Origin of the sequence: Rhodococcus oxybenzonivorans, assembly GCF_003130705.1 — a bacterium.
GTDB lineage: Bacteria > Actinomycetota > Actinomycetes > Mycobacteriales > Mycobacteriaceae > Rhodococcus_F > Rhodococcus_F oxybenzonivorans.
In genome coordinates, this window is sequence record NZ_CP021355.1 from 845,612 (window position 1) to 859,350 (window position 13,739).

Annotated in this window: 14 protein-coding genes and 2 pseudogenes; 5 read left to right on the forward strand and 11 right to left on the reverse strand. The window is 63.2% G+C overall.

Going from position 1 to position 13,739, the window contains the following annotated elements; translation table 11 throughout:
• Nucleotides 1-28 precede the first annotated feature (28 nt).
• Nucleotides 29-1,081, forward strand: coding sequence for a tyrosine-type recombinase/integrase (locus CBI38_RS34990; RefSeq protein ID WP_109335981.1), 1,053 nt, complete (start codon nucleotides 29-31; stop codon nucleotides 1,079-1,081).
• 2 nt (nucleotides 1,082-1,083) lie between these two features.
• Nucleotides 1,084-1,401 carry a helix-turn-helix domain-containing protein gene (locus tag CBI38_RS34995; RefSeq protein WP_109335982.1) on the forward strand — a complete coding sequence of 106 codons (318 nt, stop codon included), beginning with the start codon at nucleotides 1,084-1,086 and terminating at the stop codon, nucleotides 1,399-1,401.
• Between the two features lie 620 nt (nucleotides 1,402-2,021).
• On the opposite strand, the gene CBI38_RS39855 is transcribed toward CBI38_RS34995, so the two are convergent.
• Entirely contained in the window at nucleotides 2,022-2,378 is a 357-nt protein-coding gene (locus tag CBI38_RS39855) for a hypothetical protein (RefSeq protein WP_230990355.1), read from the reverse strand.
• Between the two features lie 187 nt (nucleotides 2,379-2,565).
• Between CBI38_RS39855 and CBI38_RS39860 the strand changes: the two genes are divergently transcribed.
• Nucleotides 2,566-3,015 (forward strand): hypothetical protein, encoded by a 450-nt coding sequence (locus CBI38_RS39860; protein ID WP_230990356.1) that lies wholly within the window; start codon nucleotides 2,566-2,568, stop codon nucleotides 3,013-3,015.
• A gap of 48 nt (nucleotides 3,016-3,063) precedes the next feature.
• Nucleotides 3,064-3,468, forward strand: a pseudogene (locus CBI38_RS35005) (transposase); the annotation flags it as partial.
• A 51-nt stretch (nucleotides 3,469-3,519) separates the two neighbouring features.
• Here CBI38_RS35005 and CBI38_RS35010 read toward each other — a convergent pair.
• The 4 genes and pseudogenes from CBI38_RS35010 to CBI38_RS35035 form a co-directional block, all read right to left on the reverse strand.
• Complete coding sequence (locus tag CBI38_RS35010; RefSeq protein WP_230990440.1) at nucleotides 3,520-5,142, reverse strand: transposase; 1,623 nt, start codon at nucleotides 5,140-5,142, stop codon at nucleotides 3,520-3,522.
• An 8-nt stretch (nucleotides 5,143-5,150) separates the two neighbouring features.
• Nucleotides 5,151-5,507: pseudogene (locus CBI38_RS35015) on the reverse strand (transposase); the annotation flags it as partial.
• Between the two features lie 48 nt (nucleotides 5,508-5,555).
• A complete protein-coding gene (locus CBI38_RS35020; RefSeq protein ID WP_230990445.1) occupies nucleotides 5,556-5,789 on the reverse strand; it encodes a hypothetical protein in 234 nt (77 codons plus the stop codon).
• A gap of 613 nt (nucleotides 5,790-6,402) precedes the next feature.
• Nucleotides 6,403-6,921, reverse strand: a complete 519-nt coding sequence (locus CBI38_RS35035) for a hypothetical protein (protein ID WP_109335984.1) — start codon at nucleotides 6,919-6,921, stop codon at nucleotides 6,403-6,405.
• 547 nt (nucleotides 6,922-7,468) lie between these two features.
• On the opposite strand from CBI38_RS35035, the gene CBI38_RS35040 reads away from it, so the two are divergent.
• On the forward strand, nucleotides 7,469-7,999 hold the full coding sequence (locus CBI38_RS35040; protein ID WP_230990357.1) for a PaaI family thioesterase: 531 nt from the start codon (nucleotides 7,469-7,471) through the stop codon (nucleotides 7,997-7,999).
• A gap of 181 nt (nucleotides 8,000-8,180) precedes the next feature.
• On the opposite strand, the gene CBI38_RS35045 is transcribed toward CBI38_RS35040, so the two are convergent.
• The 6 genes from CBI38_RS35045 to CBI38_RS35070 all read right to left on the reverse strand — a co-directional run bounded on the left by CBI38_RS35045 (nucleotide 8,181) and on the right by CBI38_RS35070 (nucleotide 13,721).
• Nucleotides 8,181-8,438: a hypothetical protein gene (locus CBI38_RS35045; RefSeq protein ID WP_109335985.1), complete on the reverse strand. Its 258-nt coding sequence runs from the start codon at nucleotides 8,436-8,438 to the stop codon at nucleotides 8,181-8,183.
• Nucleotides 8,439-8,736: 298 nt separating this feature from the next.
• On the reverse strand, nucleotides 8,737-9,690 hold the full coding sequence (locus CBI38_RS35050) for a PDR/VanB family oxidoreductase (protein WP_109335986.1): 954 nt from the start codon (nucleotides 9,688-9,690) through the stop codon (nucleotides 8,737-8,739).
• A gap of 160 nt (nucleotides 9,691-9,850) precedes the next feature.
• Nucleotides 9,851-11,032, reverse strand: a complete 1,182-nt coding sequence (locus tag CBI38_RS35055) for a flavin reductase (RefSeq protein WP_162603390.1) — start codon at nucleotides 11,030-11,032, stop codon at nucleotides 9,851-9,853.
• A gap of 96 nt (nucleotides 11,033-11,128) precedes the next feature.
• Nucleotides 11,129-11,350 (reverse strand): dodecin, encoded by a 222-nt coding sequence (locus CBI38_RS35060; protein ID WP_109335988.1) that lies wholly within the window; start codon nucleotides 11,348-11,350, stop codon nucleotides 11,129-11,131.
• A 136-nt stretch (nucleotides 11,351-11,486) separates the two neighbouring features.
• A complete protein-coding gene (locus CBI38_RS35065; protein ID WP_109336140.1) occupies nucleotides 11,487-12,650 on the reverse strand; it encodes an acyl-CoA dehydrogenase family protein in 1,164 nt (387 codons plus the stop codon).
• A 183-nt stretch (nucleotides 12,651-12,833) separates the two neighbouring features.
• Nucleotides 12,834-13,721: an SMP-30/gluconolactonase/LRE family protein gene (locus tag CBI38_RS35070; RefSeq protein WP_204165028.1), complete on the reverse strand. Its 888-nt coding sequence runs from the start codon at nucleotides 13,719-13,721 to the stop codon at nucleotides 12,834-12,836.
• Nucleotides 13,722-13,739: the final 18 nt, after the last annotated feature.

The following is a 13,739-nucleotide window of genomic DNA, read 5'->3' on the forward strand; positions in this document are numbered from 1 at the left end:
GAAACGCTAGGTGCGAGGAAGGCGTGCGGTGGGTGACGAGCGACTGCGGGTGATCTCGGGCGACGTCGCACCGGGCGTGGCGACGCGAGATCCGCAGTGTTTCCAGGCCGAATGTGTGGAGGCGTTCGTCGCGTCGTGGACCGCGCGTGGATTCGCGGAATCGACGATCGCCAACGACGTCGGCGTGCTGGAGCGGATGCTGGCGGCGCTGGGTCGGCCGGTGTGGGAGGTGACCGCCGCCGACGTCGATAGGGTGGTGGGCGAGCTGGCCAGCTCGGGTCGATCGGTGTCGACTCGGCGGAACTATGTGCAGGTGTTCAAGGGCTTTCACCGGTTCCTCGAGGTTCGCAAAGCGGCGGAGATCGAGGCAGCGTTCGGGGTGCGGCTGGCCTGTCCGCTGGACGAGTTCAACGCCGCCCGCCACGTCGGCGACGACTCGCCAACCGCGAACACGCCGCCGACACCGGAGCGGGTGGCGGCATTCTTCGAGTTCCTCAAGGCGCGGATCGCGACCGCGCGCAAGTATGGCCCGGCCGCGCGGGACTACGCGTTGTTCCGCACGCTGTATCACGCCGGAGTGCGCGCCGAAGAGGTCGTGATGCTCGACCGCGGCGACGTGCACTTCGGGCGAGGCGCATTCGGCAAGCTGCATGTGCGGTTCGGGAAGGGCGCCAAGGGATCCGGGCCCCGGCCACGGGGGGTGCCGATGTTGGACGGGCTGGATCTGGTGTTGCGCTGGTATCTCGATGACGTCCGTGGCCGGTTCCCGGACAGCTCGGTGCTGCTGTGTGACGAGTCCGGCGGCCGGATGGCCGCGGCCACGATCCGTAACCGGTTGCGGCACCTGATGGACGTGGAGGGTCGGCCCGAAGCGGAGTGGTTCAGCCCGCACGGTATGCGTCGTGCCTGTGCCACCCACAACTACGAGCGCGGCGTGGATCTGGTTGCCATCCAACAACTTCTAGGCCACTGGACGGTCGGGTCGACCATGCGGTACGTGCGCCCGTCGGAAACGTTCATCGAAGACGCCTACCAACGCGCGATCTCGGCGACGCTGACCGAGTTGACCGGACAGGAGTGAGCATGCAGATCAGGTGGAAACTTCGGATGGCCGCCGCCCACCGCGAGGTCTGGACCGGCGCCCAGCTGCAACGGCTGCTCGCGGAGAAGGCCGGATTGGAGCTGTCCTCGGCGTCGGTGTCGGCGTTGTTCACCAAACAGCCCAGCCAGCTCAAGCTGTCCACCCTGATCGCGTTGTGCACCGCCTTGGACTGCACACCGAACGACCTGTTCGACATCGATACTACCCCAGTCGCACAACCGATCTCGTCGAACCCGACCAAGGTCGCGGCGAACGACACACGGGCGTCGCGGCGGGGCCGGTCGATGCCGCCGATCTGAGCATGACCCGCCGGATCCGGGACTGCTGCCGCTGCGGCCGCGGTGTCGGCAAATCCGACCGTGACCTGTGTGCACGCTGCCACTGGGCGGCTTCGCACGCCCCGGTCAAACACCGCTGCCCGGGCTGCGGTGCCGACCGGGTGCTGCAGCCGGGCACCGGTCGTTGCGTGCGCTGCTCGCGCACCTGCCGACAGTGCCAGGCCCCGGTGTTGTTCGTCGCCCGAGACCTGTGCAAGGAGTGTCTCCGACGGCAACGGCGAGACGCCGATCGAGCCGAGTGCCCGCGCTGCGGCAAACGCCGGGACTTGCGATCCGGCACCGGCTGCTGCGGTTCGTGTTCGCGTCCGGGCCGGCCACCGAATCCGGACACGACCTGCGTCGACTGCGGCCGGGTCACCCGACTGACCGGCGCCGGGCGGTGCCGACCCTGTTGGGAACGCTCGCCGCACAGGATCACCGTCCGCGCCGCCAATATCGCTGAAGCACTGGTTGATCCGCCCAGCTGGCTGGGCGGATTCGCCGCCTACCTGGTCGGCCGCCATCATCCCAGCCGCGCGTGCGCCATGCTCACCTGCCTCGGCAAACACCTGATCGACGATGCTCCGGTGTATCCGCAGGTACTACTGGACGCTGTCGCCGCCGACGTGCCGCTCGCGCGGGCGCTGGAGGATTTCCTCACCGCGAGCAAACTGGCACTGCCGCCCGACCGCGACGAACGCCGCGCCGCCGCCCGCCGCCAGTCCCGCATCGACGCCGTGCCCGCACCGCTGCGACCGGCGGTGACCGGGTTCGCCGCGCACCTTGTCGCCGGCCGCGAACGCGCCCGCCGCGCCGGCACCCACCGGCGCGGGCACGCCACGCTCGAGGCCCGCCTCACTGCGGTGCGGGATTTCGCGCGATTCCTGACCGCACGCCGTGGCAAGACCGACTGGGCGACAGTCGATGTCGGCGACGTCGAGGCGTTCTTGCACGCACATCCCGGCCGTCGGACCTTCTACCTGACCGGGCTGGGCCAGTTCTGCCGTTACGGAATGAGGCGTCGGTTGCTGCTGATCGATCCGACCGCCACGGTGCGAGCACCGCAAGCCATGGCAATTCCGCGGACCGACGCTTCCCGGCGACCGCCAGCGCGAGTTGTTCCGGCGATGGAGCACCGACCCCGACGTGCACCCGCACGAGGCGTTCGTCGGGCTCGCTGCCTTTTTGCACGGCGCTACCACCCGGGACCTGCAGCACCTCACCGACGACGACATCGACCACGACCAGCGCCGCATCACTCTGGGGCGTCGATCGCATCCCACACCGTTGGACCCGTGGACCTGGACCGCGCTGCAACGCTGCCTGCAGTACCGTCGGAACCTGGGCAGCCGAAACTCCCGTGTGCTGATCACCATGCAGACCAAGGCCACCCGAACGGCAGCCTCCGACAGCTACGTCAAGCACACCCTGCGCGAGGTCGGTATTCAACCCAGGATCCTGCGCTCCACCCGGCTGGTTGACCTCGTCGGCACGGTCGATGCGAAACTCGTCGCCGCCGTTTACTGCATGACCAACGAGGCCGTCATCGCCTACCTCTCCGATCACGTCGACACCGCGCGTCTGCCGAACCCGTGACAGTTCAGGCGCCACCTCGCACACGTTCGCTCGAACATGTGCGCTTTTGCCAAGTTCTGGCTCGCCGTGCTGACGGAAATCCGCAACCGCGGCGTCGCAGACGTGTGCATCGCCGTCTGTGACGGGCTCAAGGGGCTGCCCGAGGCGATCACCACCGTGTGGCCACTGACGGTAGTGCAGACCTGCCTGATTTATCTGCTCCGCAACACCTTCCGGTATGTATCCCGTCAGTACTGGGACGAGATGTCACGGGACCTGCGGCCGATTTACACCGCAGTCAACGAGACCGCGGCCAATGAGTGTTTCACCGAGTTCGCCGGCAAGTGGGGACCGAGGTATCCGGCGATAGTCCGGCTGTGGGACAACGCGTGGAGCGAGTTCGTGCCGTTCCTTGACTACGGAGCCCGTCGCAGAATGCGCGTTGAGAGAACGGGTGGAGCAGTCGAGTCGATTTTCTCGTTTGCTGCCGATTCTGAGGTGGCCGACTCGTTCCGGCTGGCGCGTTCAGCTGGCTGTTGCTCGGTGGATCTTCATCAGGTTGAATGCGCTGGCCGCGAGGTTGAGCTCGCCGAGGGCGCTGTTTAGACCACGGCCGGAGAATCGGTCGAGGACCTTCTTCAGGTTGCCGATGCCGGGTTCGACGGTGGCCCCGCGGCGTTTGTAGAGACGGGATCCTTCTGGTGTGCGTAGCCGGTGCGACATCGCCTGTCTCGGGCTCGCGCCTTCCGGAGGTGGTCCTGTCACGGGCTGTTCTATGACCGCTTTCGCGTGGTCGCGTGTCTTGTTCAGCGCGATTAACCGCTCTGGTCCGGGCGCAGAAAGGTTGCTGTCACTGCAGTACCCGGCGTCAGCGAGGACGACACCGATGATGTGTTCGGATCTGCCGGTATCGGTGTGCAGCATCGCGGCGGCGCGCCCACTTGCCTCCATCATCGGTACAAGGGATGCAATGTCATTGGGACTCTGACCAATCTGTACGGCCGCGATGATTTGATCGCTGGTGACGGCGAGTTGAGCGTTGTAGCCCTGGAGGAATCCGCGCCTGGTCGGCATTAACCGTGATTGTGGATCGGTGGTGTTGGCCACCGTCTTCGGCAATACACGCTTGGCCGGCTTCGTGGCGGCTGTGTGTTCGGCTGCCAGTGCGGCTTCGACGACTCGTCGGGCGCGGATGATTCGTGAGTGCTGTTCCAATGGAACAGGTGGGGCGCCCATCGGTTTCTTCCCCGCGGCGATCAGTGCGGCACGCCGTTCGAGTTTCGACTGGTGAGTAGCGGTTTCACGTGCCAGGTGGGCGCGTGCTTCCGCGAGCCGGTGCGGTCCGTCAGGGATACGACCGACCACAGGTTCACCCGCTTGAGATTTCGCCAACCGTGCCCGTGCCGCTGCATCGCGGTCATCTTCGTTGTTGCGCTGGCGTTTCAATTGTGCGGCCACCTCGTCGGCCGCTTGACGGATTCGCCGTGCACGACTGCTCTGGTCCATCAGCCGGGCAGGAACCCGATCATCGTCATCATGTGCACGCTGTGCAGCGCGGATGTTCTCGGTGGCGTCGGTCTGTTCGGCTTCGGCAACCATGTGAGTGACCTGCTCGCTCAGCCACTCATGCCCGCGGTTGGCGTCGATCGATGCGTTCGCGGCGATCTTGGTGCCATCGATTGCGACCGTTCCGAAGTGCCCTAGACCGGCGTGGCCGGCGATCATCAGTACCTGCGTGAACAACCCGGTGAACGCGTCCTGGCATTCGGCGCGGAACCGGGCGATCGTGCAATGGTCGGGGACGTCTTGCGCGCACAGCACCCGGAACGCGACATCGGTCGAGCACAACCGTTCAATCTGCCGCGAGGATCGAATCCCTCTGCAGTAGGCATAAATCAGAAGTCCCAGCAGCATCCGCGGGTCGTAACCGGCCGCGCCCACCCCACCACGGCGACGACGCCGGTCGAACTCGTGGGTATCGAGCACGTCGATCGTCTCCAACAGAAACCAGACAAGATGATCCGCAGGAAGCCATTCCCGCATATCCGGAGGCAAAAGGAACACCTGATCGCGCAACACCGGACGATATCCCTTGGCCATACCCAATTTTCCCAGACGAGCGTCACGATCAGTCCCGACGACACGCATTCTGCGACGGGCTCCATAGTCGAGGAAGGGAATGAATTCCGTCCAGGCGTTCTGCCAGAGCCGGATGATCGCCGGATACCGCGAGCCCACTTGCCGGTGAACTCGTCGAACTGCTCCCGTGCGGCAGCCTCGTTGGCAGCGGTATAAATCGGTCGCAGATCCCGTGACATCTCGTCCCAGTATCTGCGGGACGCGTACCGAAACGTGTTGCGGAGCAGATGAATCACACATGTCTGGACAATCGTTCGATCCCACACCGCGGTGATCGCGTCCGGCAGGCCCTTCAGTCCGTCACACACCACAATGCACACATCGGCGACACCTCGATTCTTGAGCTCGGTGAGGACGGCGAGCCAGAACTTCGCGAAAGCGCACACGTTCGCGCGAACGTGTGCGAGGTGGCGCCTGAACTGTCACGGGTTCGGCAGCCGGGCGAAGTCGACGTGGTCGGAGAGGTAGGCGATGACGGCCTCGTTGGTCATGCCGTAAGCGGCGGCGACGAGTTTCGCGTCGACCGTGCCGACGAGGTCGACCAGCCGGGTGGAGCGCAGGATTCTGGGTTGGATACCGACCTCGCGCAGGGTCTGCTTGACGTAGGAGTCGGAGGCGGCCGCGCGGGTGGCCTTGGTCTGCATAGTGATCAGCACAGGCAGTCACGACTACGCCCGCAGCGGCGTCACCAGCCTGGGGGTACCTCCCTGGACGTAGTCCTTGGGGGAGTCGCGGCGTTCAACATCGCCGACGGCACGGTGATCTCCGAGCTTTATCGACGTCACCGGGCCGTGGAGTTCAAGAAGTTCCTCACCGCGATCGACAAGGCCGTCCCCGATCTCGTTCGAGCGTTCCGTCCGCACCTTGGCTCGGAAGGTCCACGGTCTTCGTCCTTATGCCGCGCAGTTCCAGTTCGGCAATCACTGTGTCCCACACCCATGATCCGGTGAAGGCACCGTGCACGAGAAGCACGGGCTTGGCCATGAAATACACCTCATTCGTTTTACGCCGGGTAGTCGCATTATCGCCCGGGAGATGGTTGCCTCGCGATCGAGGCGTTCGGTTTCGCCCCGACACGTCAGGAGGAACGGCTTGGTCAATGTTTTACTCGGGCATTGTCACCCTCTGAGTCCGGAAGGCCGATGGCCTTCTACCCGTACGTACCCGCCACCTCTGAGCGTCACGCGACCAACCTGTCCCGATTGATTGCGATGGCGCAAGTTGGTCGCGTGAGCGCTCAGCGTGATGGCGGATGTGACGTTGGGGCGATCACACACTGGTCGTCACCGGCGCTTGTGACTCGCAGGCCGACGCAGCAGCGCCCAGGCCGAGGAAGCCGATGGCAATCAAGGCGATGAACCCGAGGAATACCAAAGCGGCGCCGAGTCGGGTGTTACCGATTCCTGACATGAGCACCGACCACGAAAGTGGCCCTTTCATCGCGAACACGGTGACAACCGCTTGGAAGACTCCGGCCAAAACGCAAATGCCGCTGAGGACCCGCGTACAGGTGCGCACGGTGGCGATCGCGAGAACGGTGGACGCCGTCGCGAAGACCCAGCCGAGCCAGCTGAAATACGCCGCTTGGAGGAAGGACGGACTTCCGACGCTCGCAGCCGCCAATCCGGCGAAGGTCAGATCCATCGCCGGGGAGTTCGTCGACGCTTGCGCCGGGACGTACGCCCCGGCTGGCCCCAGCAGACCCAGCCACAATGCCGCTGGACAGATCACGCCGAGCAGCGGCGGAATACGACGACCACCCGCGGTGATCTCGATATCAGTGCTCATTCGATTGTTCCTTCAGTTCGTAGGTGCACTTTGTTCGACTGGCAGTGTTGAAGTAGGCAGTGCGCCCCGCTTTTTGCAAGGTACAAATCGTTGACTGGGTTCGCGACAATCTCTCGGTGGCAGTCGCACCAATGCTGTTTCGCAGTTTCGTCACGGCGCGTTAAACGTGGCCGGCGATGACGTCGAATGCGCTGTGCCGGTTACATCCGCGACCGACTGCGACCCCAGACTCCATGTCGCATCCGGTCAGGGTTGACTGTATATCGAGTTCGACGGTACCATGATGACGCGGTCGGCGATAGAGGTTCGAGCCGATAGATCCTCTTCGAATCCTGTTCGGAACTCCGGCATTTCGCGCTCACTGCCCAATATTGCCACCCAATAGTTCACCCGTCATTGAGCATGGGATGTGAACAAAGGAGCGTCCTTGCCGAAATTAACAGCAGCGAGCGATCAACCGACACCTACGGCGCCGCAGCGACCTGGCGACCTGGCGGGGCCTACTCCGACCGAAGACCACCGAGGAGATCACGAGTTCGGTGAGCTCTTGGCGACCTTCCGCGAGCTGCAGGCTGCCCTGTCCGCAGCGGCGCCGCCCATTGGCCTGATGGGACAATTGCGCCGCGAGCTTCGTTCTGCGACGGAACGATTGGCGGAGTTTCGGGTGCCCGAACAGGAGCGCTACTCGCAGCGAAACGAGATGGAGGGCAGAGGGAGTCCGGTGCTGATCCCGTTTGCTGTTGAGGAGCTGAGCGAACGCTACATGGCCGTCGGTGTCGAGTTCACCGATGCGCACTTGGGCGGGAACGCCGCCGTCCACGGCGGCATTATTCCGCTGCTATTCGACGACTTGATGGGAAAATTTACGCGCAACAACGGGCAGGGTGTGTCGCGCACAGCATTTTTAAATGTGAACTACGGAAAGGTCACGCCACTCTATCGACCGCTGAGGGCGGAGGTGTCGATCGACCGGATGGAGGGCCGTAAGACGTGGATTACCGGCGGACTCCTCGATGGTGAGGAGTTGCTGGCAGACGCTGACGCGCTGTTCGTTCGGTTGCTTCCCGGGCAGCCGTGAATGCCTCGGAGAGGCGGGGAACCAGTACAGGTAGCGAGATGTAGTGCGCCCCGGAGAAGCGGGACGGCCATCTCTTCGGGGTAATCGCGCCGGTGCGATGCCGAACGGGGCGCGCTATCGACCGCGGCCGGCGAGATCGGCCCGACAATCCGAGATTGGCATGTCACATCGGGCGACGACCTTAGCGCAGGGAGGTGGATTCGCTCCGGCGTCCGAAAGCGCCCTCGACGTGCAGTCGACACGTCGCAGCGAGGGTTCGATGATCGGCTGCGCTGAGATGGTGGCCATTGCGGTCACGGTCGAGGGCAGCGCGTACCCGATTGTAGAACTCGTCGGTAGACAGGCCGAAATTGACGAAAAGATCCTCGTCTGTCGCTCCTCCGTATGGCGCCCACGCCAGGGCGGTACAGACTAGTGCGCGGTCTTCTTTGGTTAGCACAGGTATTCCTTTCTTGGAGGGGGACAGAGCCGTCAGCGGGATCAGCGAACTGATGCGGCCATTGGGGGACCAACCGGCGTTCCGGCCACCGCGACCGCCCGGGTCCGGGATTGGGACGTTACGAAGTTTCCGGAGGTGACTAGCATGCTCGACTGCAGGTGAAGTTGTCGCGATCGATGAGACGGTGTCATGAAGATCTGTGATCGCAGCCGGGATGGCAGAGGCGGATCGTGATCGTGCCCATATCCGCCTCGCCTTCTCAGCTCATCCCGATTCGACCCGGTACACGAGCACAGCGCTAAAGGTCGAGGATCAGTCTGGCGCTCTTTGCGCGTGAGACACATGGGTACATAACGTCATTCGCTGCCTGTTCGGCTGGACTGAGCAGACTGTCGCGGTGGTCGACCTCGCCTTCGAGGACCACCGCCTCACAAGTGCCGCACGTGCCCTCCTGGCATGAGGACACCGTGAATACGCCGGCCTCGTCGAGCATCTCGAGCACTGACTTGTCCGGTGGGACGGTCACCGTTTTACCCGTCCGCTCGAGTACGACGTCGAAGGATTCGGTGCGGATCGGGTCGCCGAGCTCTTTGGGAGCGAAGCGCTCGAGGTGCAGGGCTCCGTCCGGCCAGGCTGAGCAGCGCTCTTCGACCGCCTGCAGGAGTGCTTCCGGCCCGCAGCAGTAGATGAGTGTGTCCGGCTGCGGAACCTTCAGCACGGAGTCGAGGTCGATCATTCCGACCTCGTCCTGCGGATGAACTGTCAGGCGGTCAGGGTATTCGGACTCGAGCTCGTGCAGGTAGGCCATCGATCCCCGGCTGCGTCCACCGTATTCGATACGCACGTCGGCGCCGTCGGCAACCGCCTGAGCAACCATCGGTACGAGGGGGGTAACCCCGATGCCGCCGCCGATGAACAGGTAGCGGGGGGACGGATCCAACTCGAAGTGGTTGCGGGGTCCTCGCATATGCACGACTGCCCCATCACTCAGGTGGTCATGCACGTATCGGGAACCACCGCGGCTCTTCGGCTCGCGAAGTACGGCGATCTTGTACCGCGTCAGGTCGGTCGGTTCACCGCAGAGTGAATACTGTCGCACCAGTCCCGGCTCCATGATCAGATCGAGGTGTGCCCCGGGCGTCCACTTCGGCAGCTCACCGCCGTCCGGTCGCTGCAAGACCAGCTGCGCCACCTGGTCGGCGATCTGTCGATGGCTCGTCACCACGAGGTCGAGTTCGTGCTCCTCAGACATTGTTACTTTCCTTCTAATTAAGAGGGTATGGAGGACAGGCGTCACAAGCCCACGAATCAAGCCACCGAAACGGGGCCACGATTCCGATCCGGTGAGGCCGATGTGTCATGCACCGCGTTCAGGCACCCAGGTGCATAGGACCGGTGCACAAGCGAGTTCCTCATGGAGGAGGTGCTCCGCCGATCGCGGCCGTCGCTGCTGCGGCAACGGTGACGAGCCGGGCGCAGCAATCGTTGATCTCGGCTCCCGATAGCGGTCGACCCAGTTTGTACAAGCTCAACAACAGCACCGCTGAGCCACGGTCGTCGAATACCGGAACGCTCATCACTCTGACGTCGTATTTGCGGTCCGGATGAATAAGGGCGGGTTCGTAGTCGTCGAGGATGAGGGATTTAGTTGCCGCAGTCAGCTCGAGGGTCTGCTCTCGGCTCGCGTCCCGCAGCGGTAGTGCCGCGACAGCGCGTTCGAAGCGCCGTTGCTGGTCGCTTTCGAGCACCAGGGACCATCCGCGGTCGCGTACCCGATCGACGGCCGCTGCCAGCGCGTCCTGGTCCAGGACCTCACGCGATGAGGACATCCATCTTGTAACCTTCGAAGAGTCCTCCCAGGCGATCAATGGGACAGCCAGCGGCGGCAAGAACGGCATGCGCTGGCCAAGTCGGGTGTGGGGGGCTGTCCGGAGCCGGTCGGCCACACTACTTCCGATCAGCACCAGTTGGTCACCGATCGCGGTGGAAGCGCAGCACTCGCCCTCGAACTCGTTGGCGAGGGTGCTCATCTCGTCACGAATTCGGTCCACATAGCGCAATTGTTGAAAGAGGTCTGCCTCCGCCGGCGCCGTCAACGATGTCGAGGCGAATCGCCCGTACCCGCCTTGGAAGAAGATCAGCGGGGAGTGATCCGTCTCGACCTGCAGGTCTCTGACGCGTCCGACGACTATGTAGTGGTCCCCGGCGTCGTGGACAGTGTCGATATCGCAATCGATCCACCCGATCGCGCCATCGATCCGTGGTGCCCCGCTGCCTGCGGGTGTCCAGGAGATGTTCGCGAACTTGTCGACTCCCTTCAGGGAGAGTCGCCGACACACATCTTGTTGTTGTGCGTTGAGGATGCTCACGCAGAAGCGTCCGGAGCGTTCGATCGTGGGGAAGGTGGTCGACACTTTATCGGGGAAGAATGCCACCAAGGGGGGATCCAGGGAGACCGATGTGAACGACCCCACTGCCATGCCGACCGGTTTGTCGCACTCGTCTGTCGAAGTGATCGCGACAACTCCGGTGGGGAAATTGCCCAGGACGTTCCGGAAGTGGCGTGGATCGATCGCGCTATCGGCATTTACCACTGGAATCACCGTTTCTATCAGGATGGCCTTTAATCGACGCGTTGCCACCAGAGTTACCTTAATTCTGGTCGTAACACATCGCTTGCGTACGGGAATTTAAATGTTGTCGCCGGCCTCGACCCGGAAACCGACTTTTAGCGATACTTGGAAGTGCGCGACGGCGCCGTTCTCTATGTGTCCTCGCGTGCCGATCACCTCGAACCATTCCAGGTTGCGCACCGTTTCGTGAGCGCGGGCGATGGCGTTCCGTAGGGCTGCGTCGGCGTTGTCGGGTGACGAGCCGACGATTTCGATGGAGCGGTAGATATGATTGCTCATTTTCTTTCCTTCTGTGTCGATGCGTGGTTGTGAGAACGGCCAGGGGCGAGTTCCTCTGGGTTTTGTTATGGCTTGCGTCGTCGATCCATGTACTTCTTGATTCTCGTCGTCGGTCCGCCGGCGGAGGCAGGCGATGTCAGAGGGAGCGTCCGATGAGTTCTTTCATGATCTCGTTGGTGCCGCCGTAGATTTTCTGCACCCGCGCCGCAGCGTAGAGTTGGGCGATGGGGTATTCCATGACGAATCCGTATCCACCGAATATTTGCAGGCAGCGGTCAATTACTTCGACCTGTTTCTCCGAGCACCACAGCTTGGCCATTGAAGCGGTGGCTGAATCGAGGCCGCGCTTGATGTGATCGTCGATACAGTAGTCGATGAAGGTTTTTCCTACGAATGCGTCGGTTTTGCATTCTGCTAGAACGAATCGAGTGTTCTGGAATTCGATGATCGGTTTGCCGAAAGCTTTCCGTTCGCGGGCATAGTCGGTGGCCAGTGCAACGGCTGTTTGCGCTGCTGCGGCGGCCATTACGCCGATGATCAAGCGTTCTTGACCCAGTTGATTCATCAGTTGAGAGAACCCGGCACCCTCGCGGTCCCCCAGCAGGTTCCCGGCAGGGACATGCATGTCGACGAATGCGAGTTCACGCGTGTCCTGTCCGTTACCGCCGATCTTCTCGAGGACGCGACCGCGCTCGAATCCGGGCAGGTTGGCTGTTTCGGCGACTATGAGCGAGATACCTTTTGCGCCCTGGCCGGGGTCTGTCTTTGCGACGATGATCAACAAATCACAGTGCGAGCCGTTGGTGATGAAGGTCTTCGAGCCGTTGATGACGTAATCGGCTCCGTCGCGGCGTGCAGTGGTTTTGATTCCTTGCAGGTCCGAGCCTGTGGTGGGCTCGGTCATCGCGATCGCTCCGATGAGGTCACCCGACGCCATTTGTGGCAGCCATCGGCATTTTTGTTCGTCGCTCCCGTAGGCGAGGATGTAGTGCGCGACGATCGCCGAGTGGACCGAGTGTGCGATCGAGGTGTCGAGTCCGAACACGAGTTCCTGCTGCACGATCGCCTCATGCCCGAAGTTCCCGCCGAGTCCACCGAATTCCTCGGGGATGGAGGGACAGAGCAGGCCGGCATCGCCGAGCTTCTTCCATACCTCGCGGTCGATCTGATGTTGCTGTGCCCAGCGAGTCTGGTTGTCTGTTACCTCGCGGGCCACGAATTCACGTGTGTGCAAACGGAATTCGTGCTGTTCGGGAGTCTCCCACGGGCTCGGGTGGTTCGGAAAAATATTGGTGAGCATCATATTCTCATTTCAACGCTCGTGCGTCTTCGCCCGGGTGGGCCACTGGTAGCGGGTCTTCTCGCCATCGACCGGGAGCGGTGTACGAGAGAGTCTTGACAAGGTGTGCGACGGGTGAGCGACCCGCCGCATCCCGCAACAGGTTGGGGGATGCGACGGTGGTACGGCAACGCTCGTGTCGTCTCAGGGTCGGCCGTCGGCCCGGGGGACGTCCACCGTGTGGGTGTATAGCTCGGATTCCTTGGCGGCTTTGCGTTCCTCCTCCGCGAAGCTGGGTGCAGTGCACACCAGCAAGGTGCGGCCGTCGGGTCCGCCGAGCGTGCAGGAGTACAGCCCCAAACCGTTGGGGGCCTTCACCTCGTCGACGATCGCCCCCCCGGGTGCCACGCGTACTGCCCGGCCATACAGTGCGTCCGCGACCCAGATATGTCCCTCGGCGTCGAGAGCGCACCCGTCGGGTGCGAAGTCGGTCTGCACGATGGTTTCGATCGACTCGTACGACGGTTCCTTGCCGACCTGTCCCCACACACGCCGATCGTGCAGCGCACCGTCCTCACCGATGGTGAATGCGGTGAACCGGGCGCCGAAGGTCTCGGCGACGATCAGTGTCTTACCGTCGGGGGTGACGACCATCCCGTTGGGAAAGCGCAGGTCTTCGGCGACGACGGTGACCGTGCCGTCGGGATCGACCCGGGAGACTGCGCCGGGGGCGGGGGTGCCACCTCCGAACAGGTCGAACCCGAATGTTCCGACGAAGGCGCGTCCGCGTTGATCGACGACCATGTCGTTGGCGTAGCCGACTGTGTGCGGCGCGAGGTCACCGTGCAGTTGGAGGGTACCGTCGCGATCGCGGCGCAGCACACGCGAGTCCTTCATCGAGACCACGAGCATGGTGCCGTCGGGCAGCCAACCGATACCGGAGGGCTGATTGGGGGCATAGCCCATCTCAGTGGTGGTGCCATCGGTGTCCACCCGCAGCACCCGGTGGGTGTAGAGGTCGGAGGTGTACCAGGCTCCCTCGTGCCACCGCGGGCCCTCGAAGAAGGTTCCTCCGTCAAGCAGTTTCTTCATGATCGATGTCCTCTCGTT